The following is a 23,603-nucleotide window of genomic DNA, read 5'->3' on the forward strand; positions in this document are numbered from 1 at the left end:
AGTTTAAGGGTAATAGGAATGTCGAAGTGGAAGCTTAGTTTGGTATCTACCGTTTTTGTGTTTTCTCCAAGTTTGTGGGCAGAAACTCATAGTGTGAACATTCTTGATTATAACCATATCTATGCCACGGCGCATTCAGGGAGCTTAAATGAAGATGCTGGTGGAAATAACAACGCTTCGTCGTTTGGATTGGGTGCCAGTTATGCGGTGACTGATGATTGGTTGTTGTTGGCCGACTATAATGCACGTTTCATCCACCCTGATAAAAGTACCACTCGAATTGATACTTTAATGCCGGGTGTTGGCTATCGTTACAGCATTAAGAAAGACCTCGATATTGTGGCTTCTTATCTACTTGGTATTACTAAGGGAGAAAGTGAACTTAACGGCAGTAATAAAACATTAGAGTCAGATACCGAGTTTATCCAAGGGGTAGAAGCTGAGCTTAATTATGGTTTTGCTAAACGATGGATTGCAAACGGTAGTGTGCAAGTAAAACGCAGTGATTTGTTCGATGAAGAGATCTATCACCTAGGTTTGCGCTATCTAGTGACCAATAAGTTTGCGATTGGCGGCTCTTACCAGCACCGAGATGGTGAGGGGAGTAAAGGTGGAAGCGAGAGGACGAATGAGCTAGGTGTAGAGTTTTTCCTTGAGTACTAACTAGTAACACAGAGACTTAGTGTTAGTAACGCAAAGATTATGTGTCTTAACCGCTCATAAATAAGAAGACAGACACAACAAAGCCAGCTTAGTCGCTGGCTTTTTGCATATCTATAGGTCTACAAATACAGGTTTCGCTTTACGATTAAAGAACCGCAGCGATACCTTTACATAGAGGCCCCATGTTTGACTTAGTCATACCAGCAACACTGATACGGCCAGAACCAACAATGTAGATAGCGAATTCGTCTTTTAGGCGAGTCACTTGCTCTTTGCTTAGGCCAGAGAAAGAGAACATACCGTTTTGACGTTCGATGAATGTGAAATCTGCGTCTACACCTTCAGATTTCAGTGTTGTTACGAATAGCTCACGCATTTCTTGGATACGGTCACGCATTTCTGCTACTTCTGCTTCCCATTCAGCACGTAGATCAGCATCGCCAAGGATGTGAGTCACTACAGCACTGCCGTGGGCTGGTGGGTTAGAGTAGATAGAGCGGATAATGCTCTTAACTTGAGAGAATGCTGTCGTTGCTACGTCTGCAGATTCAGCAACTAGAGTGAATGCACCCACACGCTCGTTGTACAAGCCGAAGTTCTTAGAGAATGAGCTAGCAACAAGGATCTCTTTGTTGTATTGAGAAAAAATACGCAGGCCAGCCGCATCTTCTTCAACGCCTTTTGCAAAACCTTGGTAAGCAAAATCGAAAAGAGGAAGCAGTTTCTTCTCAGCAACTAGCTTAGCCAGTACTTCCCACTCTTCAGTTGTTGGGTCGATACCTGTTGGGTTATGACAGCAGCCGTGAAGAAGAACGATATCACCTTCTGAAGCTTTCTCTAAGTCAGCTACCATACCTGCGAAGTCTTTGTCTTTGGTTTCAGCGTTGTAGTAGCTGTATTGGGCTGTCTCGATACCTGCAGCAGCGAAAACACCGTTGTGGTTAGCCCAAGTTGGGTTACTGATCCAGATTTTCACGTCACCCAGTTGGCGCTTGATGAATTCACCCGCTACGCGAAGTGCACCTGTACCGCCTGGAGCTTGTGCTGTTTTGGCGCGTTGAGACGTTACGATCTCTGCATCTGAACCGAAAAGAAGTTTCTGAACCGCTAGACCGTATTCAGCTGTACCTTCAATTGTTAGGTAAGATTTGGTTTTTTCGCTTTCAAGAAGTGCAGCTTCTGCTTTCTTTACTGTTTTAAGCACAGGTGTTTGACCATCTTCATTTTTGTAGATGCCAACACCAAGGTTGATTTTCTCTGCACGAGAGTCTTTTTTAAACTCTTCAGTAAGGCCGAGGATAGGATCGGCGGGAGCAGCTAACACTTTTTCAAACATAATCTTCATCCATGTCAATTGAGAGGGGATAGTATCTATGGGTATTTATACCTGTATGGAATTTTTATGACAATACGAAGTGAACAGAAAGACCAAAAAAAATCCATTTCAATCAGATTTATTGACTAAAGAGGGTATTTGATAACAAAACACCCTACGGATTACCTATAGGGTGTAAGAAATTAATGATTTTAAAACAAATTACTTTTTCAGATTGATTTCAGCTTCAACTGAGCCTGTTTCAATATCAGGATGAGACGCCAGCTTATCCGCAGCCCATTGGTTTAAGTGCTTAAGAATGGCCGACACCGCGTGTTTTTCAGTTGGTGCTTGGTTTTGCTCGACGTCGAGTTTCTGCTTTGGATGTGAACCTGTCGCATCTTCAGCGATATGGAGCCAGTCTGGGTGCCAGTAATATGGCTGTCCACTCGGCGTTATCCAACTATGAACACCGTTTGACTCTCCTTTGTAACTTAGTTGGTCTGCTTCTATTTTTTTCATTATTGTCTCGCATGTTTTTTGGGTTACATCAAATCATTGAGGCGAAGAGCGACCTTAGCTCGCGCCTTGAGTACAAAACTATCAAAGCTTACAAAGTTATCTGTGAACTATTTCACACAATTATAGAAATCAGGAGTAATCACTTGGATAGCAGCAATAGTTGTTAACGTTAGTGATAAAATCTGGGCCCACAGAATTTCTCTAGGTAGTACAATTAGATGGCGCGTTATGAAGAGCTTGCAAAGGATATTCGAACTCAGATTGCTAATAACACTTGGCGAACTGGGGAAAAAATTCCTTCTGTACGCGTGAGTTGCCGTAATTATAACGTCAGCAACAGTACTGTCTTACAAGCTTATCAATTGCTCGAAAGTGAGGGGTGGCTCATTGCTAAGCCTCAGTCTGGCTATTTTGTCGCGCCACGAGTGGATGGCATTGATTATAAACTGCCATTCGTGCGCGAAAAGAAAGCGATCAACGACCGCCTATTCGATTTCTTGAAATCTAGCTCTGCAGAGGGTGTTATTCCTTTTGGCTCCGCATTCCCAGACCCTGACCTTTTCCCATTACCGACTTTGACTCGAAACCTTGCCAGTGCTGGCAGGAAGATGACCGGCGCCAGTGTGATTAACAACCTGCCACCTGGGAGTGAGTCCCTAAGAAGGCAAATCGCACAGCGTTATCTACAGCAAGGTATAACGGTTAACCATCAAGATATTGTGATTACGTCAGGCGCGATGGAAGCGCTAAATTTAAGCCTACAAACGGTTACTAAGTCGGGCGACAACGTGGTGATTGAGTCGCCTGCATTCTACGGGGCTTTGCAGGCTGTTGAGAGGTTAGGGCTTAACCCGATTGAAGTGGATGTTTGTCCAATTAACGGACTGAACATTGAACAGTTTGAACGTGCCTTAAAAAACCAAGATGTAAAAGCGTGTTGGCTGATGACAACCTTTCAAAACCCAACGGGAACTAGCTTGTCTGAAGAGGCGAAGCGCCTTGTGGTAAAAATTGCAGAACTACATGAAGCCTACATTATTGAAGATGACGTGTATGGAGACCTTTATTATGAGGGGCACAAACCTAAGCCACTAAAAGCCTTTGATAATACCGATTCTGTTTTGCTTTGTGGGTCGTATTCGAAAAGCCTGTGCCCCGGCTATCGTGTCGGTTGGGTCGTGAACTCACGTTTCAATGACGCGATTCAAAAGCTTCAACTTCTTTCTACGCTATCAAGCAGTGCGCCTGTCCAACTCGGGGTTGCACACTTTCTCACTCATGAAAGCTACGATAACCACCTGCGTAAACTGCGCAAAAACCTTTTGGTTAGAAAAGAGCGTTTTATTAGCGTCATCAAACAGTACTTCCCGCATTCCATCAAGATTGAAGAGCCTGCTGGTGGTTACTTTGTATGGGTTCGTTTCTCTCCTGACTTTGACAGCCAGCAATTCCATCAATTAGCGATTGCCCAAGGCATCAGTGTCGCATCGGGATATTTGTTTAGTGAGGAGGGCAGGGTAGACAACGCGATTCGGTTGAATTTCTCTTACGAGCTTACCGAAGAGAAAGAACAGGCACTTATTCTACTTGGTAAGATCGCGCATCAGATGACGTACTGATATAAGAGGTAGCGCTTGTAACTGTACGGGTTGTTTGTGGTGTAATTGTACGCCTTATAAAATAGAGAGTTGTGATTCAATAACGGTAGATTAAATACTGGAGATACCGTTATGTTGAAAATGACTATGGGAAACGAAGCTAAGCTGATTATCGTTGCGATTGTATGTGCTCTTCTGCTTATTCTCGGCCACGTATTGTTGGCAAAAGCATTCGCTGATATGGCCTGGACAGAATACACCACTGCCGCAATCCCATTTGTTATGATGGCTATTTGCGGTCTCGCGATAAAATACGCTATCGACCAAGATGTCGATTAGCCTGCGAATAAGTAATTCTTGTTGGTGATACGCTGAAGTATCCGTCGTCTCGTCTTATTTTGAATATAAAAAAACCTCCGCAAGAGCGGAGGTTCTTATTTGTTCTTAACTTTTAACTTCGATTAAGGTTCGAATTAGAAGTTTGCAGAGCGTGGCGTACGTGGGAACGGGATAACGTCACGAACGTTGCCCATACCTGTTACGTAAGACACTAGACGTTCAAAGCCAAGACCGAAACCAGCGTGAGGCACTGTGCCGTATTTACGTAGGTCGCGGTACCAGCTCATGTGCTCAGGGTCGATACCCATACCAACCATGCGCTCGTCTAGAATGTCTAGACGCTCTTCACGTTGTGCACCACCGATGATTTCACCGATGCCTGGTGCAAGTACGTCCATTGCTGCAACTGTTTTGCCGTCGTCGTTTAAGCGCATGTAGAAAGCTTTGATGTCTTTCGGGTAGTTCTTAACGATAACTGGTGCTTTAAAGTGCTCTTCAGCTAGATAACGCTCATGCTCAGAAGACATGTCGATGCCCCACTCAACGTCAAATTCAAACTTCTTACCAGAGTCTAGTAGGATTTGGATTGCGTCAGTGTAGTCAACTTGTGCGAAATCAGCGTCTACGAATTGCTCTAGACGAGTGATTGCTTCTTTGTCGATGCGAGAAGCGAAGAACTCAAGGTCGTCACGGCGCTCTTCAAGAACAGCAGCGAAAACGTACTTAAGCATGTCTTCAGCCAGTTTCGCTACATCGTCAAGGTCTGCAAACGCAACTTCAGGCTCAACCATCCAGAACTCAGCTAGGTGGCGGCTTGTGTTTGAGTTTTCAGCACGGAACGTAGGACCGAACGTGTAAACTTTGCTTAGTGCACAAGCGTAAGCTTCAGCATTAAGTTGGCCAGATACTGTTAGGAAAGTTTCTTTACCGAAGAAATCTTCGTTGAAGTCAACTTTGCCTTCGTCAGTGCGAGGTAGGTTTTCCATGTCTAGCGTAGATACGCGGAACATTTCACCAGCGCCTTCTGCATCAGATGCAGTGATAAGCGGAGCAGACGTCCAGAAGAAACCTTGCTCGTGGTAGAAACGGTGAATCGCTTGAGATAGACAGTTACGTACACGTGCTACTGCGCCGATCACGTTAGTACGTGGACGTAGGTGAGCAACTTCACGAAGGTATTCGATAGAGTGACGTGTCTTAGCCATTGGGTAAGTGTCAGCGTCTTCAACCCAGCCTACAACTTTAACGTCAGTTGCTGCTAGCTCGAAGTCTTGACCTTTCGCAGGAGACTCAACAATCTTACCCGTTACTTCAACAGAGCAGCCAGTTGTTAGCTTTAATACTTCGTCTTCGTAATTATTCAGATTATTAGGAACCACGGCCTGAATCGGGTCGAAACAAGAGCCGTCATAAATGGCAAGGAAAGAGATTCCAGCTTTGGAATCACGACGTGAACGGATCCAGCCACGAACAGTTACTTCACTGTCTACCGCTAGCTTGCCGCCAAGTACGTCTGTTACAGGCGCGTAAGTCATGTTGATTTCATTCTCCATTGAGGGACAAATTCAACTCAATGTTATTAGCATGGCCTCAAATTAATATAAATAATGAACAATTATTGGCCGAAACATTGAGTTGTATATACTTTCTAAATCGATTGAACATATTACCTGTCATACGGACAGCTTCAACCTTTATTCTTGTTCGGTGAAAGAAATATTGTGTCTACAGACAAGAAAAACCATGAAGGGTTGTTTTTTGTTCGATCTCATAATGCGTTATTGTGGCCGAGCTAATAACAGAGCCTATTTAAAGTAAAGCTGAAGGGGTGGAGAGGATCTGATTTATTATTAAACTAGGTTGGTAGATTCTTCGGAGATAGTGGCAGTGCGCTGAGGTTGCTTGCTAATATTCGGTAAAGACATAAGTGCTCATGGTTGAGCACTTTTGGGTTAGATGGTGATATTGCAGTTTAGCGGTGCTATGAATTGTTCTTATAATGGGTGCTTGAGTTAGATAGAGTAAATTGATTAATCAGTGATTCAAGATGATCAGAAAGTTCTTCTAGGTCATTGCTGATGTCGCGGGTTTCTGCCGCAGATTGTGAAGTATTATCGGCATGAGAAGTAATAGCTTCGACTTTTTGTTGAACATCCTTGGTCGCCAGTGTGGTGGATTGCGTCTGCTGCTGAATGTTTCGAGCGTGTGTTAATACCTGTTTCATCTCTTCCACAACACCGTTCATTTCATTGGACAGCGTATCAATATCTGTTGAACTTTGATGTGCTTGTGCGCAAACGCGATCGGCAGAGGTTAATGATTCCTCGCTGCCTTGTTGGAATTGGTGGATAATTGATTCAATACTACCTGTCGCTTCAGCGGTTCGTGATGCTAGATGACGGATTTCGTCAGCGACCACCGCAAAGCCACGACCCTGTTCACCCGCACGAGCAGCTTCAATTGCAGCGTTAAGTGCCAATAAATTTGTTTGATCCGCAATGCCCCGAATTACGCTCAATATCGAAGACACTTCTCCAGTTTGTTCATTGAGCATTAGTATTTTCTGTTTAACTTCTTCAATGCTGGCCACTAAGTTCTTTATTTCATTACTGGCGTCGTGTGCTTGGTTGGCACTTTGGCATGCTACGTCAGCGGTATGGTTGATAAGGTCTGATGCCGTTAAAGTGGCTTGTTCTACATTGACTTGTTGAGCTTGTATCCCTTCCACATTATTTTGTACTTCAGCGGTTTCATTCTGCTGATCACTGGCGGCTTGCTCTGTAATTTGGGCGACACTAGTTAGTTGGTTGGCGGAAGCATTCAGTTTGTGAGAAGTATTCTGAACCTGTTTAAGGCTGTCAGACACCGTCCCCATAAATGAATTAATAGAGTTCGCCAAAGTACCTATTTCATCTTTGCTTTGCTCTGGTAGACGAGTTGATAAGTTTTTGTCGTTGCTAACTTGAGTCATAAAGCGCGAAGTGTGTTGCAGTGGGCGAACAATAATTTTACGAACCAATCCCATTGTTAGAATAAACCCAGCAAAAGAGATCACTGCCATAATACCGATTGCGGCCATCGTTTGAGTGTTGATCAAGGAGTTGACGTGATTTAGGTTGTATTCAAGACGAATGGCCCCCAACACTTCACCTTCCGGTGCCATATGGCAGGCCACACAGTTGGTACCACGATAGTTTTCGCTCGATTTCATAGGTAGGGCGATAACTAAGCCTTTTCCCCAATCTGCAGAAAATGACTCGATGACAGTTTCACCCGCTAGCGCGCGTTTATCAATATCATCAACGGGTGTTTGATTGTCATTTCCAGGGCCGTATAGCCGGCTCACAGTATCAGCCCGTAATACGCGAACGTCTTCAATGCCTTCTTGTGCCAATGCTTTCTGACGAAGCGTCTCTTTCTGTGCCATGGTGCCAGTCAGCATCATCATATTGAGGCTATCGAAATAGTTGCTCGCCTTATCATGGAGCTGTTCACTTAATACAGAATGAACAAGCTGCTTTTGCTGCGAATATTGAAAGTAGGTCGATATTACTAGCAAAAAAGTGAACACGATGGCGAGAGCCACTAGGATTTTAAAGGTGATAGTTGAGCGCATAAGGTGTTTGTTTTTTTAATTATAATGACGCGCACACTTTACTTGTTAGAGTCTCTACTACCTATGGAGTAGGGTGAATTATGTGACCATACTCCGGTTGTGGTTTTGTTTCTGTGATGTAGCGAGATTGTGGTGCTTCTATTATGTAAATTAGGTTTTAATTTAGTGTTGAGCTTCCATTAATGTGCATATTGATTTTATGAAGAAGCATAATTAGCTTTTGGGGGAATCCTTACTGGAATAGGGCGTCCAACGGTGATAGAACTTGTAGTGTGTAGTGGTTTTACGTAAAATTGCGTGTCATTTTTTTAGCCTGAGAAACACAATGAGAACTGAGTTATACAAAGAGTTTATGTTTGAAGCTGCCCACCATCTTCCTCATGTGCCTGAAGGGCATAAATGCGGTCGTTTGCATGGCCACTCTTTTCTTGTTCGCTTGTACGTAGAAGGTGAAGTTGATCCACATACAGGCTGGGTAATTGACTTCTCGGAAATTAAAGCGGTCTTCAAACCGATTTACAACCGTTTAGATCATTACTACCTTAACGACATTGAGGGTTTAGAGAACCCTACAAGTGAAGTGTTGGCTAAGTGGATCTGGAATGAGCTAAAACCAAACTTGCCGCTTTTGAGCAAAGTTGAAATTAAAGAAACCTGTACTGCAGGTTGTATTTATATTGGCGAAGCGTAAACATTAGAATCCACCTGCTAAAACAGGTGGATTTTTTTAGTTGTCGGTTGAAGGTTAGTTGTTGATTGAAAGTTAGCTGACGGTTTCAAGAGGAATGGTGTCAGACACAGATTTTTCTAATCTAATGGCTATAAATTTCGAGGTAGGGGTAAAGGTTCGTTCACCATAGCTGTCTAAAGGAACCAAAGGGTTGGTTTCAGGATAGTAAGCCGCCGCCTGACCCTGTGGAATGTCATAAGCCACCAAGGTAAACCCTTTCACTTTTCTCGTCACACCATCTTCCCAAAGCGACACCATATCGACCTTGTCACCCGGTTCAAAACCGAGCTTCAATATATCAGCTTCATTGATAAACAAAACTTCGCGCATACCAAAGACACCGCGGTACCGATCATTCAAGCCATATAACGTGGTGTTGTATTGGTCATGGGAACGCATGGTTTGCAAGATCAGGTCGGGCTTATTACCCCCCTGCAACACCGCTTCATTAATCAGCTGTTTTGGTAGTTCATTGGAGCCAAATTGCGCTTTGCCGCTGAGGGTATTCCATTGACGGTTTGCAGCCGGATTGACTAAATGAAACCCACCCGGACTGTCTAGTTTCTGATTGAAGCCAGTAAAGCCCGGAATCGTATCTGCAATGAGGTCGCGGATATGCCCATAATCTTCAATGACCCAATTCCAATCTATTGGATGGCAACCCAGTGTTGAATTAGCAATACCCGCAATAATGGCTGGCTCAGAGCGTAAATGCTCTGATCGAGGTTCGAGTTGCCCGTAAGAGATATGAACCATGCTGAAGGTATCTTCAACGGTGATGCCTTGTGGCCCATTAGCTTGTGTATCGATTTCCGTGCGTCCCAAGCATGGCAGAATCAGGGCATCTTGACCGGTAACAAGGTGAGAGCGATTGAGCTTAGTTGAGATATGAACGGTTAGGTCACAATTTTGCATCGCTAGATGCGTACGAGGAGTATCGGGTGTGGCTTGCGCAAAATTACCGCCTAAACCAATAAAGACTTTCGAGCGTTTTTCCTCCATCGCTTTAATCGCTTGTATGGTGTTGTGGCCTGCATCTCGTGGGACATTGAAGTTAAAGCGGCGTTCAATGCTATCAAGCAATTGGTTTGAGGGTTTTTCATCGATACCCATTGTACGATCGCCCTGGACATTACTATGCCCCCGAACGGGTGATAGCCCAGCGCCGGGCTTACCGATGTTGCCGCGCAACAATTGTACATTGGCTATTTCTTTGATGGTTTGTACCGAATGACGATGTTGTGTTAGCCCCATAGCCCAGCACATGATCACTTTTTCTGAACGGCGATACATGTCAGCGACCATTTCTATTTCGCTTAAAGCTAACCCCGATTGTTCAGCGATATGTTCCCATGTCGTCGCATCAACTTCTGCTAAGTATTCTTCAATACCTGTGGTGTGTTCGCTGATGAATTGACGATCAAATATGGCCTTTCCTTCGGTTGCGAGCGCATCACGCTCCCATTGCAGTAAATATTTAGCCATCCCACGAAAGACCGCCATATCACCCCCCAGTGCTGGTCTTAAGTAAGCAGTATTGGTTGGTTTTGAACCATTGCTTAGCATTTCAATCGGAACTTGAGGGTTTTGGAAACGTTCAAGCCCACGTTCTTTCAATGGGTTGAAACAGATCACCTGCGCACCGCGTTTTACCGCTTCACGCAATGGCTCAAGCATGCGGGGGTGGTTAGTGCCTGGGTTTTGCCCGAGCACAAAGATCGCGTCTGCTTGTTCAAAGTCGTCAAAAATCACGGTTCCTTTGCCGACACCGACCGTATCTTTCATGCCAATTGCACTGGCTTCGTGGCACATGTTTGAACAGTCTGGGAAGTTATTTGTTCCAAACGCACGAACGAAGAGTTGGTACAAAAATGCTGCTTCATTACTGGCGCGACCCGAGGTGTAAAATTCGGCTTGATGTGGTGAGTCGAGTTGCTTCAAATGCTTGGCTATGAGCGAAAAGGCTTCGTCCCATGCGATAGGAATATAGTGGTCGGATGCTGCGTCGTACTTCATCGGATGGGTTATTCGGCCTTGGTATTCCAGCCAGTAATCTGTTTGTGATGACAAGGACGTTACGCTGTGTTCAGCGAAAAAGTCAGGATCCACAAATCGATTTGTGGCTTCCCAGTTCACGGCTTTTGCACCGTTCTCACAGAAGTTCACTTTACTGCCGTGTGGGGATTCACCCCATGCGCACCCTGGACAATCAAAACCACCGTTTTGATTCGTTTTAAGCATTGTTCGAATGTTTTTGATGGCGTTTTCGCTGCCCCACCAACTCTTAGTGACGGCTTTTAACGCGCCCCAACCGCCCGCGGGCCCTTCATATTTTTTTATCTGTTCTTTTTGGTTCACGACAGCACTCCTCACGCACAGAAAAGGCAATAAACAAAGGAACCAGTAAAACAGGCGCATTATAAAAATAAGGCGGGAGTAAAACGGTTTTTATGATTTAGTATTGATACCTGTTTACTGCTTTGAATATTTAGAAATAGACTGGCGAATTGTTCGCCATGATCTCAATCAAAGGTTATGCTGTTAAGAGGCGATGCGTCCAATTGATATTGCCGACTGAGTGATAAATAGAATCTATCATGGCGAGTAAATATGGAAAGTATCGCTTTTGTCACAGTGATAAATAGACTTGTGATAGTGATAAATAGAACTTATTACCCAGTGCAATGTGAGTTCTATTTTATGAGAGATTCGTCGATCAGCCTTGGTATAGCTGAGATTTTCATGATAGTTGCTGTCTATCACGCTATAGATAATTTAGATTTGACCTGTATTTAAATTAGGCATACTTTGATTTAAATCAAAAACACCGTTGTTATTTTAGCCGTTGCTTTACAGATTGAGCCATTTCCCGTGATAGGTATTTTCAATCACAGAGAACCGTTAATGTACGACGAACGCGAAGAAGACGCTTCATTTCAAGGTTTTACTGATCATTCATGGATATAAAACAACTTAAGTATTTAATCGCTTTAGATCAAACGAAACACTTTGGTCAGGCTGCGACACTTTGTCATATTACTCAGCCTACGTTGTCGATGAGGATAAGGCGTTTAGAAGAAGAGTTAGACCTCGAATTGATTTCAAGAAGTCAACGTTTTGAAGGGTTTACCGAAGCGGGTGAACGTATATTGGCTTGGGCAAAGACTGTCTTAGCGGCTCATGACGGTTTACAAGCCGAAGCGGCTAACTGCCGTGGTCAACTGGTCGGTTCGCTAAGGATTGGCATGGTGCCCCTAGCCAGTCAAAACCCTATGCAGCTGATTAAGCCTTTATCCGCAAAGTTCCCTGAACTCCGTTTTCAGATTTTATCGATGACGTCTGAGCAGATCATAGACCAGCTCAATCGTAATCAACTTGATTTAGGCATGTGTTACGTCGACCAGATCAATACGGCGTACTTTGACGTTATAGAAATGAATTCAACGGATTTAGGTATTTTGTATGACAGTCGGTTCTTTGATTTTGCAGAGTCGGAAGTCTTGTGGGAATCACTCAATAACATTCCTTTAGGGCTTTTGTCTAAAGGTATGCACTATCGTCATTCGATTGATTTGAGCTTTGGTAGTAAAGGCTTAGTTCCGCAGACTGTGATTGAAAGTAATTCTACCTTTCACCTGATCCAAGCCGTCACCAGCGGTCTTTGCTGTGCTGTTATGCCACTTAACTCGGGATTGGAAGAGCTTAACGAACAACTGCGTATCGTACCGATAGAAAAAGCCGTGGTGCATTCACCTTTAGGTTTACTTAAGCGCAAACAAGAGCCTTATTCGGCAGTCACTGACCAGTGTTTTTCTGAAGCAAAACACTTGTTTAATCAGTGATATTTATTTAATAAGTAACGTTTTTAGTCTGAGTCGATATCGTTCAGCTGACCGTCTTCCCGGGTGATTTTATGAGATGTTTAACTCAATCTTACAGTGAGCAGCCTGTTTTCAATCAAGCGCCTCCACAGCCTGATGTTATGAGCTATCGAGAGCTTACGGGCGATAGTATGGTAGTGGATGCTCCTTTGGCAAACGAATCTGCATTGGCGATCAGTTATAATGGGATAAATCAAGCGGTTATGATGGTCACGCCCGGACACATGGAAGATTTTGTGCGCGGTTTTAGTTTAAGTTCCGGTATTGTGAAAAGCTTCAATGAAATTCGCGATATAGAGATTGGTCGCAATGGTGAATCTCATTTCGCACAAGTAGAAATTAGCAATCGTGCTTTTTGGGAAATGAAAACTCAGCGGCGTAACTTGGCTGGAACCACAGGCTGTGGCTTGTGCGGTGTTGAAGCGCTTGAACAAGCACTTCCGGATTTAGTGCCATTGCCATCATCGTTACCACCCAGTCCACTGGTTTTTCAGGGATTGAGAAGTCGAATTGCCGAACATCAAAAAGCAGCGAAAATATCCGGCGCCTTACATGCCTCGTTGTTTGCGAATTCGAAAGGTGAAATTGTCCTTTGCCGTGAAGATATCGGTCGCCATAACGCACTGGATAAACTAATAGGGGCAATGGCCGTGAACGGTACCAACCCTAAGTCGGGGTTCGCGATTATGACGAGTCGTTGCAGTTTAGAGCTTATCCATAAAGCGGTACGTGCTGAAATTGCAACCTTGGTTTGTTTGTCGGCTCCGACTTCATTGACGGTCGAATGGGCAAGGCGTAACCGTTTAAATTTGATTCACTTACCAAACAGCAGTCCACCTCGTTTATACAGCCCAGCGCCTTGATGTAATGTTTCGTTCGGATCAAAAGAGAGACCATTGGGTCTCTCTTTGGTTTTTATTATAAATGATTATTGTTTTACGCAGCTTGGTGGTTGAATTTTGTTCAAATGGCTGTTTTGTTCAATTTAATAGCAAAAAGTGTGGTTATAGCGTTGTGTTTCGAGGCTCATTCTATAAGATAAAAAGGCCTCTAATGCTAGAGGAAGGGCAGCAACGGATACGCTGCTTCAAGTGCTATGGAATGTGATTTACTGGACACATACATGAAATTTAAGATTACATCACCGATTATCGAACCGACGGAAGGTTCGCCACATCAGTTAACGCAAATTTATGCATCTCGTTTTACCTCTTTTAAGACAAGCTCTCCTTTGAACGCCCTGTTCGACAACGTTTCTGCACGCTTCTTTACTGCTTATCGCTCCTATTGTTATTCGTTTTATAACTTTATTTCTATTTGACCTCCTTTGTCATCCGGTTGATGTACGAAGACTCACACCTATAAAAACTAAACAAATAAGTTAAAAATAATGAATATTAAAATGATGGGTAGCTCCCTAATTATCGCTGGTACCGCTCTCGGTGCTGGTATGCTTGCGATCCCAATGGTATTAGCTCAATTTGGATTGCTGTACGGTACATTGCTGATGGTACTGATTTGCTTCGGTACCACCTATGCAGCGTTACTACTTCTAGAAGCGACCATCAAAGCTGGCGGCGGTCTAGGATTAAACTCAATTGCACGAAAAATTCTGGGCAAGCAGGGCCAGCTGATCACCAATGGTTTGCTTTACGCGTTACTGATTTGCCTATTAATGGCCTACATCCTAGGCGCTGGTGATCTATTAAGTAAGGTACTGTCTAACTTTGGCTTAGAAATAACAGCAACGAATGGTCAGATCGGCTTCACAGTGATCGCTGGTGCGATTGTGGCAAGTGGTACAGGAGTGGTCGATAAGCTTAATCGTTTGTTGTTTTTCGTGATGCTAGGCAGCTTGGTGACAACCATGGTGTTTTTGGCTCCGGGAATGACGGTGTCTAACTTGTCGCAAGTGACAAGCCATGACCATCTTGATCTAATCAAAACCAGTGCAATTCTGTTTACCAGTTTTGGTTTTATGGTAGTGATTCCAACCTTGGTTTCTTACAACCACGAAGCGACAGACACACAGTTAAGAAATATGGTGATTGCAGGTTCCCTTATTCCACTAGTGTGCTACCTATGCTGGTTATTCGCTGTTGTGGGTAATTTGAATGAAGAGCAATTCAGAAGCTTTAAGAATGTCTCTGACTTGATGGCGGCGTTTGAGGCTCAATCTCCTTGGGTGGGTAACGTTCTGTCTACCTTCACTGGCTTGGCGTTGTTGACCTCTTTCTTTGGTGTAGCGATGGCATTGTTCAACCAAAACAAAGACATGTTTAATCAAAATACGGCAGTGACTTATGGCATCAGCTTCATCTTACCTTTGGTGGGTTCTCTGCTTGCTGCTGACAAATTCTTACAAGTACTGAATTACGCCGGCATCATCTTAGTGTTCTTAGCCGTGTTTGTTCCGTTGATGATGGTTCACAAGCAACGCTTTATGAAAGTAGCGGAAGACAGATACAGCGCAGAAGGTGGCCGACCAATGATGCTTTTCTCATTGCTATTTGGTTGCTTCTTGCTTATCTCACAAGTGATTTAGCAAAACAATTTGGTCGGTTGAATAATTAGGGCGTGTTGACCTTTCATGGTTAAATTTTGTTCGAGATAAAAGCGTTTTAATCGCGGCGAGGGGGAAGTAGCCTAGTCACTCTAAGCAAATCTCCCTCAACAAAGAGTAAAACGCTTTTAGCCGAACCCTTCGGGCAGCGTTTGCTGGTCATTTCTACTACGTTATCGGCTTCTCATGTAGGCTAGCTACACATCGACGCCTCTGCCTTGTATAAATACCCAGCAACTCGCTGCAAAAATCAGCTCGAAAGATCAACACGCCCTAGTTACCAAATTTCAGCTACAAAAGCTTCAGATACAAAAAAAGGAACGCGTCGGCGTTCCTTTTTATTATCTGCTTAATAAAGAGCGGGTTGGCTAAAGGCTATTAACAAACCACCTTAACTGCCAAACCACCTTGAGAAGTCTCACGGTATTTAGCGTTCATGTCTTTACCTGTCTCTAGCATCGTTTCGATAACTTTATCGAGAGAAACAGTAGGAGCAGAAGAGCGACGAAGTGCCATGCGAGTTGAGTTAATTGCTTTTACTGCAGCAATACCGTTACGCTCGATACATGGTACTTGTACTTGGCCAGCAACTGGGTCACACGTTAGACCTAGGTTGTGCTCCATGCCGATTTCTGCAGCCATACATACTTGCTCTGGGCTACCGCCCATAAGTTCAGCAAGGCCTGCAGCAGCCATAGAACATGCCACACCAACTTCACCCTGACAGCCAACTTCAGCACCAGAGATAGAAGCGTTACGCTTGTATAGACCCCCGATCGCGCCAGAAGCTGCGAAGTAACGGATGTAGTCTTTTTCTGTCACTGTTTGGATGAACTTATCGTAGTAAGCCAATACCGCTGGGATGATGCCACATGCGCCGTTTGTTGGTGCCGTTACTACACGACCGCCAGCTGCGTTTTCTTCGTTTACAGCAATCGCAAACATATTTACCCAGTCAACAACCGTCATTGGGTCGTTAGTTGTTTTTTCTGAAGTAATTAGCTGTTGGCGAAGTGCTGCAGCACGACGAGGTACGCGCAATGGACCTGGCAGGATACCTTCAGTATTCATACCGCGATCCATACATTCACGCATCGTTTTCCAGATGTTCGAGAAGTAAATGCGAGACTCCTCGTCTGAGTGGAAAGCCGCTTGGTTTTTCATAACCAGTGTACTAATAGAAAGGCCACTTTCTTTACACTGATTAACCAGCTCTTCAGCTGTTGTGAATTCGTAAGGTGCTTTGATTGGGTTTGCTTCTTCTTTGCCGAAGTTCTCTTCGTCAACGATGAAACCGCCACCAATTGAGTAGTATGTTTTTGAGTATGCTACTTCGTCATCAACCCAAGCATGAATGCTCATGCCATTTTCATGCAATGAAAGGTTCGAAGTATGAAAATTCATTCCGCCATCTTTAGGGAACGAAACAGTATGACAGTGCATACCAACAGGTAGACGTTCAGTTTCTTCTACGCGAGCCATAAAACCTGCGATGGAATCAATATCTACTTTCTCAGGAGTATTGCCAGCAAGACCCATGATGATAGCGATATCTGTGTGGTGACCTTTCCCTGTCAGTGATAGTGATCCATATACGTCCACGGTGATTTTAGTGATGTCGCGCAACTTTCCCATTGAACGTAGGTCATCAATAAACTCTTTACCCGCTTTCATTGGTCCAACTGTATGTGAGCTCGATGGACCAACACCGATTTTAAAGATATCAAATACACTAATCATAGCGATTACCTCAAAAAGAGAGCCTCCCAAGTGGAGTAGGGAGGCTCATTTATTATCATTATATTTGTGTTTAATCTCGAGACATAAGATGAATACCATCTTATAAAAAATGCTTAAGATTAAAGAGCGCCGTAGATTACAGAACTAATAGCCGCTAGACCACATAAAGCTGTAAACATTTGTACAGGTGCTGAAGTTTTGTACTTAGCCATTGCTGGTACTTTTTGCATCGCGAATACTGGCATTAGGAACAGGATAGCTGCAATCATTGGAGCACCCATTGTTTCAATCATACCTAGGATACTTGGGTTAACGACCGCAACAATCCAAGTTGTAACAACGATGAACGCTAAAGATACTTTTTCAATCTTGCTTACTGAAGAGTCAGAGCGAGACTTGATTAGACCAACAAGACCTTCGTGAGCACCTAAGAAGTGACCGAAGTAGCTTGAAGTAATCGCTGCGAACGCTACTAGAGGACCCATGTAAGAGATAAGTGGAGACTCGTGAATGTTAGCTAGGTAAGAAAGTACAGAGATGTTCTGTGCTTGTGCTGTTGCTAGTTGCTCTGGAGATAGAGAAAGCACGACAGAGAATACAAAGAACATTACAAAGCCCATCAGCATCATTGCTGCGCCGCCGGTGATAGCGTCAGTTTTCTTAACTGCGTTTTCACCGTATACACGACGTTGCTCTTTAGAGAACTGTGAAATGATTGGACTGTGGTTGAAAGAGAACACGATGATTGGAATGGCAAGCCAGATGATAGAAGGCATTGTTGACCACTCAGGTTCAACGTCCATCATAGAAGTGTTCCATTCAGGAACTAGGTAAAAAGAAAGAGCTAGTAGGATGAATACTAGCGGATAAACCATTGCTGAAGTTGCCTTTAGCATCAGCTCTTTACCGAATACAACACCTGCTGTCATAGCAAGGATAAGTGCACCAGAAAGAAGAGGACGAGGAATAGATTCCATGCCGATTTGGTTTACTAAAAAAGAATCAACAGTGTTTGTGATACCAACACCGTAGATAAGAACGATCGGGTAGATAGCGAAGAAGTAAGCGAAAGTGATAATGTTTGCGCCAGTCTTACCGAAGTGTTCTTCAACTGTGTCTGTAATATCGGCTTCAGGGTTTTTAGCTGACAGTACGAAACGAGCTAGAGATTTGTGTGCGAACCAAGTCATTGGTGCCGCGATTAGAGCTAGGATAACTAGTGGCCAAAAACCACCCGCACCAGCTTTGATTGGAAGGAACAGTACACCAGCACCAACTGCTGTACCAAATAGTGATAAACACCAGGTAAAATCTTTATAGTTAAACTTGCTTGAATCTTTAACGGCACTTACCGAAGAAGTTGTTGTGTTCATGTTAAATTACTCATTTTTTGGGAACAGGAAATAAGTCGGGGCTAATTTTGCAGAATTTTCTTTGGCAAAAAGTAGATCTAAATCATGTAATGAAACGGCGTGTCACATGATATGCGAAAAACGGATTTTTGATCACGAAAATAGCGTGCCACAGGTGATTTATGCTCATGCCTGTTATTAGTTTTTCTAATTTGAAGGGGTGGTTTGTACGGATTTATATCAGATAAACGTTTGCGTAAAATTGCATTAATAAATCTGTTCCATAGAAAGGCTCGAGTTTGTTAACAAAGATTAAACAAGGTGTGGTTTCAGTGTGATCTATTGCATTACGTGCTGTTGCAGTGACTGAATGATTTGAGCTGTAACGCCCCAAATTAGGTGCTCTTGGAAGGGCATGGCAAAAACACGGTGTTTGATTTTTCTTAAATTAACGGTATGACTATGAAGCTTGGCTTGGTCCAAAATATAGGTGGCAGGTACCTCAAAAATAGAGGCGACTTCGTTCGCATCGATAACCGCTTTGTAGTTGGGATCGACTAATACAACAATTGGCGTAACATAAAATTTACTAATGGTACTTAATGCTGGTAATTGACCAACAATTTTAACTTGATCCGATCGAATTCCTACTTCCTCATGAAGTTCTCTCAGTGCTGTAAACTGCATTGAAGGGTCGGAAAGTTCGTGTTTTCCGCCAGGGAAGCTCACTTGTCCTGGGTGATGCTTTAAATGAGCGGCTCTTTTAGTAAAAATGACATGTAAACCGTCTTCGCGATCAACTAAACCGACCACAACTGCCGCTTTGCGAAGTTGTTCCCGACTGATGTGAGCAACACGCTCAATAGACTCAGGGTGGTAACCGACAGCTGTATTCAGTTGGAAGTGCTGAAGGAAGTTCTTTCTATTCATATCAACCCAATATATTGATAATTATGATTTTAAGTATAGGCATAACACCGAGTAGATTACCAACTTTGACTAAAATTGGCCTTGTTCACCAAAGTTTTAACAAGATAACTCTGTTCTTTTGGATAATTCGTTAATAGTCAAAGTGCAAAATTCAACTGAAAAATAACCATTCCCCCCACATTCAATATGTGCATTTAAATTGGTAAGCGTTATCCATGTCATATAATTGGGTAATGAAACGTATATTTTTTGTTTAAGAATTTGATAACAATAATTTAGTAGCCCATTCTAAAAAGAAATAAAAAAAAGGCATGCGATGAAAGGAATCATATTCACCGAATTTTTAGAGCTTGTTGAAGATAAATTTGGATTAGAGTTGTTGGAAGACGTTTTAGAGATGTCAGAAGATGAGGGGATCTACACATCTGTAGGTAGTTACGACCATAAAGATCTTGTGAAGCTCATCATTAACCTAAGTAAAAAAACCAATATAGATGCTGCCAGTTTACAGCGTGTGTTTGGTCAGTCTGTCTTTAAGAACCTGTTAGCTTCTATACCTAATAAAGCCAGCCTTAAGCACAGCAATACCACTTTCCAATTTATCCAACACGTAGAGCATTATATTCATGTAGAAGTGAAGAAACTCTATCCAGATGCTGAACCACCGGAATTTAGTTTTATAACGATGACAGAAGCACAGCTAATATTCGATTATAAGAGTGCGAGGTGTATGTCGCATGTATGTTTAGGACTCATTGAAGGTTGTGCTGATTACCATGGAGAATCCATTGTAATAGGGATGACACCTCAAAATGATGAGCAAAGTGTGGTTAGGTTTAATCTTAAAGTAGAAAAATAATATGAGTTTGGCATCCGCGCTAGAAAAGAAACTTAAGCGACAGATCGCGGCAAGAAAAGAAGCTGAAAGACTATTGGAGCAAAAAAGTCTTGAACTATTTGAGACCAACCAGCAGCTTGAACTTGCTTTGCGCCAGTTAGAGAAGCGCTCTAAAGCGAATTTGCGTCGTATTGAGTTTCAAGAACAAGTCGATAACCTGTTGATTGATTTTGGACGTGCCTTTCTTCGTAATGATCTGGATGATGTTATGTTGTCTGAACTAACGACTAATGTGACGAACAGTTACCTCATCGAAGCCAGCCGTTTAATACTGCCACCTAAGCTAATCCCAGAACTTCAAACGTACGACTATGGCGACAAAACCGTTGGCGAGCTAACCCATGATATACAGATGCCTCAATGGAAAGGCAATATACTGACGGTGCCCCTTGAAGTCGAGCAGGTGATTGTTGGTGCACTGATCGTTAAAGTTCATTTGTCTGTACAAGACTATGAGTTTATTGAGAGTCAATTATCGTTAGTGGCCGACCTTATATGCAGTGCGTTGGCTCATCAGCTTGCCATTAACCGCAATATTAAATCACGCCAACGAGCGGAAGAATCTGAAAGGGCGACACGCGATTTTGTTGCCATGATTAACCACGAGTTAAGGACTCCATTAAACGGTTTGTTGGGTAGCGCGGAACTGATTAGTGATACCGAATTAACAAGTTCACAGCGTGAATTAGTGAACAATCTGAGCCAATCTGGTGAGTTTCTAAGAACCATCATTAATGACCTACTCGATTACAGTAAAATCAATGCGGGCATGTTGGAACTTATTCCTAAGAAGTTTGCGTTGAAGGATTTGAGAAACACTATCGACAGCATCTTTATAAATAGAGCTATTGAGAAACAACTGCAATTTAATGTCAATGTTGCCCCAAATATGCCTACTCACTTCAATGGGGATTTGGAGCGTATTACGCAATTGTTTGTGAATCTGATTGGTAATGCCATCAAGTTTACTGAAGAAGGTCACGTAAGTGTTGATATAGAATGGCGCCATAATCAGTTTTTCTTTTCGGTACAAGATTCTGGGGTTGGAATCGCAGAGTCTGCTCATAAAACACTTTTCGAACCTTTTACACAAGCTGATAACTCAAGTAGCCGAAACTATGAAGGTACAGGGCTGGGTTTAGCTATTTGTCGCAAGTTAGTCGCGATGATGCATGGTGATATTAAAGTTTCGAGTACCGTGGGCGTAGGAACGACTTTTTCTATCGCAATTCCGCTGCAAGTGATTGAAGTATTGTCTAATAGCGAACGAGAGGCTAAAGATGTCGAGTCACATGTCGAGCTTTCGTTATTAAAAGTGCTGGTGGTTGATGATATTAAGATGAACCAGATCATCATCCAACAAATGCTTCGTAAGTATGAGATAGAGCCGGCGATCGCAAGCAATGGTGTCGAAGGGCTTGAGTTAGCATGTAACAATGAATACGACATTTTATTTATGGACTGCAGAATGCCAGTCATGGATGGCTTTGAGGCAACACAGACCCTAAGAGAGAAAGGATATAACAAGTCGATTGTGGCACTGACTGCGGGCACAACGCTAGAAGAGCGTGAACGCTGTATTCAGTGTGGTATGGATGACATACTCAGTAAACCCTACACAGCGGATGACCTCAAAGATATGCTTCAGAAGTGGGGGGCTGTACCTGCTGCTGTTGTTTAGGCCAAACTACTGTGATTTAAGTTGAGCTAGTTAGCTCCGTGGTCAGCATACCTTTAGTCAAGAAACTAAAAACCCTAAGTGGTCATGACGATAACCGGATAACTTAGGGTTTGTTTTATTTGTTGAACGCCAACGGGGAAACGTCGTCGAACATTGGCCTGATGCTTAGCTGTCTTCGAGCACGGGCAAGATCCGGCTCAACTTGTCGAGTGTCTCTTGGTATTCAGAAGCACAATCACTATCAAACACCACACCACCGCCAGCCCAAGCGTAAAGGGTATTGTTCTCAGCGACTAAGGTGCGAATGGTAATACTGGTATCCATTCTACCGTTTCGGCTGATGTAGCCAATACTGCCGCAATACGCTGAACGTCGATGAGGCTCTAGCTCTTCAATGATCTGCATCGCGCGAACTTTAGGTGCGCCTGTTATCGAACCGCCGGGGAAACAAGCTCTCAATAGATCCGTCGCTGAGTACTGGTAGTCTAGATCAGCTCGTATTGTGCTTACTAGGTGGTGCACTGCTGGGAAGCTTTCAATATCGAACAGTTTAGGAACATGAACCGTGCCCGGTTTTGCTACTCGGCCTATGTCATTACGAAGTAGGTCTACAATCATCAGGTTTTCGGCCTGATCTTTGTCGGCATTTGCTAAGTCTTGTGCGTTCGCATCATCAATCACATGGTCATCAGAACGAGGACGTGTGCCTTTAATCGGCTTGGTTTCAATCACGTTATCTTTAAGTTCTAAGAAACGTTCAGGTGAGACACTGATAATGGCACTGTCGGCCAAACGGATGAAACCGGAAAAGGGTGCCGAGTTGTATTGCTCTAATTTGTCGTAAGCTAGCCATTCACTGCCTTGGTATTTGGCATTGAAGCGCTGAGCTAAATTAATTTGATAACAGTCGCCAGACAGCAAGTACTCTTGAACGCTATCGAATTTGTCCGCGTAGCCCTGTTCGCTCATGTTCGATTGCCATGGCGTTGTTAGGCGAAACTCCTCTGTTTGAGATTTGTCTTTCTGCTCAGACAACCAATTCCAGTGCGCCTCGATATTCTGTCCAACCACACACGCTGTCTTAAGCTTATGATCAACCACGATTGCCCATTCATAGAGACCCACCGCCATGTCGGGTGCTTCAATATCACGCTTTGTAAGAGATGGAAGCGTTTCCACTCTGCGCCCTAAATCATAGCTAAAGTAGCCCAAAGCGCCGCCAACGAATGGTAATTCAGGGTGGTCTTTGGTTGCAGGCAATAACTGTTGCTGATATTGGTCGAGTAGTTCGAAAGGATCAGACTCTGACACCTTACGCTCTTCGTTTACATTAACGGTCGTTTTGACGCCGATAGTCTCGAAGGTGGCGATGGGGTGAGCAACTAAAATGTCGTATCGACTATCAACGTGGCTTTCTGAGGCAGAGCGTAATAGCATTGCCCACGGCAGGCTTTCAATATGAGAAAACAGCTGTTTAGCTAAAGTTGATTGATATTCAAGCGGCTTGATTTGGATAGAGCGAAATTCGTTGTTATTCATTTGTTTAATTTGTGACAAAGAGTTCGATCACTGCATGGCGTGTGAGAGGAAGCAAGAGTATCATAAATTGAAAATAAAATGGGTTCTTGATTAGAACGGAGTAATCCAAGTGGTTTAGTTTACAGCTATGCAAGCGATTGCTAAAGCAACTAAATACAGCTCAAGACAATAAAAAGCTAAACCCACTAATTCGATTCGGCATAAAAGTCAAACTGTGAACCCACATGGAACTAGAA

The 23,603-nt window shown here is 43.4% G+C and carries 19 protein-coding genes; 10 read left to right on the forward strand and 9 right to left on the reverse strand.

Annotated features, from left to right (window positions below):
• Positions 1 to 18: 18 nt before the first annotated feature.
• Positions 19 to 663: a hypothetical protein gene (locus tag OCT63_RS07155; RefSeq protein WP_269983452.1), complete on the forward strand. Its 645-nt coding sequence runs from the start codon at positions 19 to 21 to the stop codon at positions 661 to 663.
• A gap of 145 nt (positions 664 to 808) precedes the next feature.
• Here OCT63_RS07155 and OCT63_RS07160 read toward each other — a convergent pair whose 3' ends face one another.
• Positions 809 to 1,999, reverse strand: coding sequence for an amino acid aminotransferase (locus tag OCT63_RS07160; RefSeq protein WP_269983453.1), 1,191 nt, complete (start codon positions 1,997 to 1,999; stop codon positions 809 to 811).
• A gap of 201 nt (positions 2,000 to 2,200) precedes the next feature.
• A complete protein-coding gene (locus OCT63_RS07165) occupies positions 2,201 to 2,500 on the reverse strand; it encodes a hypothetical protein (RefSeq protein WP_161686466.1) in 300 nt (99 codons plus the stop codon).
• Positions 2,501 to 2,718: 218 nt separating this feature from the next.
• Here OCT63_RS07165 and OCT63_RS07170 point away from each other — a divergent pair, with 218 nt between their 5' ends.
• On the forward strand, positions 2,719 to 4,119 hold the full coding sequence (locus OCT63_RS07170; RefSeq protein WP_269983454.1) for an aminotransferase-like domain-containing protein: 1,401 nt from the start codon (positions 2,719 to 2,721) through the stop codon (positions 4,117 to 4,119).
• Positions 4,120 to 4,230: 111 nt separating this feature from the next.
• Positions 4,231 to 4,437 (forward strand): hypothetical protein, encoded by a 207-nt coding sequence (locus OCT63_RS07175; protein WP_136980240.1) that lies wholly within the window; start codon positions 4,231 to 4,233, stop codon positions 4,435 to 4,437.
• A 134-nt stretch (positions 4,438 to 4,571) separates the two neighbouring features.
• Here the strand turns inward: OCT63_RS07175 and asnS are convergent, their stop codons facing one another.
• Complete coding sequence (gene asnS, locus OCT63_RS07180; RefSeq protein ID WP_046224613.1) at positions 4,572 to 5,972, reverse strand: asparagine--tRNA ligase; 1,401 nt, start codon at positions 5,970 to 5,972, stop codon at positions 4,572 to 4,574.
• Positions 5,973 to 6,418: 446 nt separating this feature from the next.
• On the reverse strand, positions 6,419 to 8,053 hold the full coding sequence (locus OCT63_RS07185; protein WP_269983455.1) for a methyl-accepting chemotaxis protein: 1,635 nt from the start codon (positions 8,051 to 8,053) through the stop codon (positions 6,419 to 6,421).
• 325 nt (positions 8,054 to 8,378) lie between these two features.
• Here OCT63_RS07185 and queD point away from each other — a divergent pair, with 325 nt between their 5' ends.
• Complete coding sequence (queD, locus tag OCT63_RS07190; protein WP_060467917.1) at positions 8,379 to 8,744, forward strand: 6-carboxytetrahydropterin synthase QueD; 366 nt, start codon at positions 8,379 to 8,381, stop codon at positions 8,742 to 8,744.
• A gap of 72 nt (positions 8,745 to 8,816) precedes the next feature.
• On the opposite strand, the gene OCT63_RS07195 is transcribed toward queD, so the two are convergent.
• On the reverse strand, positions 8,817 to 11,141 hold the full coding sequence (locus OCT63_RS07195; RefSeq protein ID WP_269983456.1) for an FdhF/YdeP family oxidoreductase: 2,325 nt from the start codon (positions 11,139 to 11,141) through the stop codon (positions 8,817 to 8,819).
• Between the two features lie 599 nt (positions 11,142 to 11,740).
• Here OCT63_RS07195 and OCT63_RS07200 point away from each other — a divergent pair.
• The 4 genes from OCT63_RS07200 to OCT63_RS07215 all read left to right on the forward strand — a co-directional run bounded on the left by OCT63_RS07200 (position 11,741) and on the right by OCT63_RS07215 (position 15,209).
• Positions 11,741 to 12,625: a LysR family transcriptional regulator gene (locus OCT63_RS07200; protein ID WP_060467915.1), complete on the forward strand. Its 885-nt coding sequence runs from the start codon at positions 11,741 to 11,743 to the stop codon at positions 12,623 to 12,625.
• A gap of 71 nt (positions 12,626 to 12,696) precedes the next feature.
• On the forward strand, positions 12,697 to 13,527 hold the full coding sequence (fdhD, locus tag OCT63_RS07205) for a formate dehydrogenase accessory sulfurtransferase FdhD (RefSeq protein ID WP_060467914.1): 831 nt from the start codon (positions 12,697 to 12,699) through the stop codon (positions 13,525 to 13,527).
• Positions 13,528 to 13,787: 260 nt separating this feature from the next.
• Positions 13,788 to 13,985, forward strand: coding sequence for a hypothetical protein (locus OCT63_RS07210; protein WP_157769196.1), 198 nt, complete (start codon positions 13,788 to 13,790; stop codon positions 13,983 to 13,985).
• Positions 13,986 to 14,066: 81 nt separating this feature from the next.
• Positions 14,067 to 15,209: an amino acid permease gene (locus OCT63_RS07215; RefSeq protein ID WP_099049812.1), complete on the forward strand. Its 1,143-nt coding sequence runs from the start codon at positions 14,067 to 14,069 to the stop codon at positions 15,207 to 15,209.
• A gap of 396 nt (positions 15,210 to 15,605) precedes the next feature.
• On the opposite strand, the gene OCT63_RS07220 is transcribed toward OCT63_RS07215, so the two are convergent.
• The 3 genes from OCT63_RS07220 to OCT63_RS07230 all read right to left on the reverse strand — a co-directional run bounded on the left by OCT63_RS07220 (position 15,606) and on the right by OCT63_RS07230 (position 19,249).
• Positions 15,606 to 16,967 (reverse strand): L-serine ammonia-lyase, encoded by a 1,362-nt coding sequence (locus tag OCT63_RS07220; protein WP_060467912.1) that lies wholly within the window; start codon positions 16,965 to 16,967, stop codon positions 15,606 to 15,608.
• Between the two features lie 119 nt (positions 16,968 to 17,086).
• Complete coding sequence (locus tag OCT63_RS07225; RefSeq protein WP_017057530.1) at positions 17,087 to 18,340, reverse strand: aromatic amino acid transport family protein; 1,254 nt, start codon at positions 18,338 to 18,340, stop codon at positions 17,087 to 17,089.
• A 318-nt stretch (positions 18,341 to 18,658) separates the two neighbouring features.
• Positions 18,659 to 19,249 (reverse strand): CoA pyrophosphatase, encoded by a 591-nt coding sequence (locus tag OCT63_RS07230; RefSeq protein WP_060467911.1) that lies wholly within the window; start codon positions 19,247 to 19,249, stop codon positions 18,659 to 18,661.
• A 316-nt stretch (positions 19,250 to 19,565) separates the two neighbouring features.
• Between OCT63_RS07230 and OCT63_RS07235 the strand changes: the two genes are divergently transcribed.
• Together OCT63_RS07235 and OCT63_RS07240 are read left to right on the forward strand one after the other, a co-directional pair.
• Complete coding sequence (locus OCT63_RS07235) at positions 19,566 to 20,108, forward strand: heme NO-binding domain-containing protein (protein WP_060467910.1); 543 nt, start codon at positions 19,566 to 19,568, stop codon at positions 20,106 to 20,108.
• A 1-nt stretch (position 20,109) separates the two neighbouring features.
• Positions 20,110 to 21,828, forward strand: coding sequence for an ATP-binding protein (locus tag OCT63_RS07240; RefSeq protein WP_060467909.1), 1,719 nt, complete (start codon positions 20,110 to 20,112; stop codon positions 21,826 to 21,828).
• A 165-nt stretch (positions 21,829 to 21,993) separates the two neighbouring features.
• Here the strand turns inward: OCT63_RS07240 and pabB are convergent, their stop codons facing one another.
• Entirely contained in the window at positions 21,994 to 23,367 is a 1,374-nt protein-coding gene (pabB, locus tag OCT63_RS07245) for an aminodeoxychorismate synthase component I (RefSeq protein WP_269983457.1), read from the reverse strand.
• Positions 23,368 to 23,603: the final 236 nt, after the last annotated feature.

It is taken from the genome of Vibrio sp. RW (genome assembly GCF_027587105.1).
Classification (GTDB): domain Bacteria; phylum Pseudomonadota; class Gammaproteobacteria; order Enterobacterales; family Vibrionaceae; genus Vibrio; species Vibrio toranzoniae.

Excerpts from the sequence above, each read along its gene's own strand:
- OCT63_RS07155 (WP_269983452.1), top strand. The coding sequence starts at position 19 with ATGTCGAAGTGGAAGCTTAGTTTGGTATCTACCGTTTTTGTGTTTTCT.
- OCT63_RS07160 (WP_269983453.1), bottom strand. The coding sequence starts at position 1,999 with ATGTTTGAAAAAGTGTTAGCTGCTCCCGCCGATCCTATCCTCGGCCTT.
- OCT63_RS07165 (WP_161686466.1), bottom strand. The coding sequence starts at position 2,500 with ATGAAAAAAATAGAAGCAGACCAACTAAGTTACAAAGGAGAGTCAAAC.
- OCT63_RS07170 (WP_269983454.1), top strand. The coding sequence starts at position 2,719 with ATGGCGCGTTATGAAGAGCTTGCAAAGGATATTCGAACTCAGATTGCT.
- OCT63_RS07175 (WP_136980240.1), top strand. The coding sequence starts at position 4,231 with ATGTTGAAAATGACTATGGGAAACGAAGCTAAGCTGATTATCGTTGCG.
- asnS (WP_046224613.1), bottom strand. The coding sequence starts at position 5,972 with ATGACTTACGCGCCTGTAACAGACGTACTTGGCGGCAAGCTAGCGGTA.
- OCT63_RS07185 (WP_269983455.1), bottom strand. The coding sequence starts at position 8,053 with ATGCGCTCAACTATCACCTTTAAAATCCTAGTGGCTCTCGCCATCGTG.
- queD (WP_060467917.1), top strand. The coding sequence starts at position 8,379 with ATGAGAACTGAGTTATACAAAGAGTTTATGTTTGAAGCTGCCCACCAT.
- OCT63_RS07200 (WP_060467915.1), top strand. The coding sequence starts at position 11,741 with ATGGATATAAAACAACTTAAGTATTTAATCGCTTTAGATCAAACGAAA.
- fdhD (WP_060467914.1), top strand. The coding sequence starts at position 12,697 with ATGAGATGTTTAACTCAATCTTACAGTGAGCAGCCTGTTTTCAATCAA.
- OCT63_RS07210 (WP_157769196.1), top strand. The coding sequence starts at position 13,788 with ATGAAATTTAAGATTACATCACCGATTATCGAACCGACGGAAGGTTCG.
- OCT63_RS07215 (WP_099049812.1), top strand. The coding sequence starts at position 14,067 with ATGATGGGTAGCTCCCTAATTATCGCTGGTACCGCTCTCGGTGCTGGT.
- OCT63_RS07220 (WP_060467912.1), bottom strand. The coding sequence starts at position 16,967 with ATGATTAGTGTATTTGATATCTTTAAAATCGGTGTTGGTCCATCGAGC.
- OCT63_RS07225 (WP_017057530.1), bottom strand. The coding sequence starts at position 18,340 with ATGAACACAACAACTTCTTCGGTAAGTGCCGTTAAAGATTCAAGCAAG.
- OCT63_RS07230 (WP_060467911.1), bottom strand. The coding sequence starts at position 19,249 with ATGAATAGAAAGAACTTCCTTCAGCACTTCCAACTGAATACAGCTGTC.
- OCT63_RS07235 (WP_060467910.1), top strand. The coding sequence starts at position 19,566 with ATGAAAGGAATCATATTCACCGAATTTTTAGAGCTTGTTGAAGATAAA.
- OCT63_RS07240 (WP_060467909.1), top strand. The coding sequence starts at position 20,110 with ATGAGTTTGGCATCCGCGCTAGAAAAGAAACTTAAGCGACAGATCGCG.
- pabB (WP_269983457.1), bottom strand. The coding sequence starts at position 23,367 with ATGAATAACAACGAATTTCGCTCTATCCAAATCAAGCCGCTTGAATAT.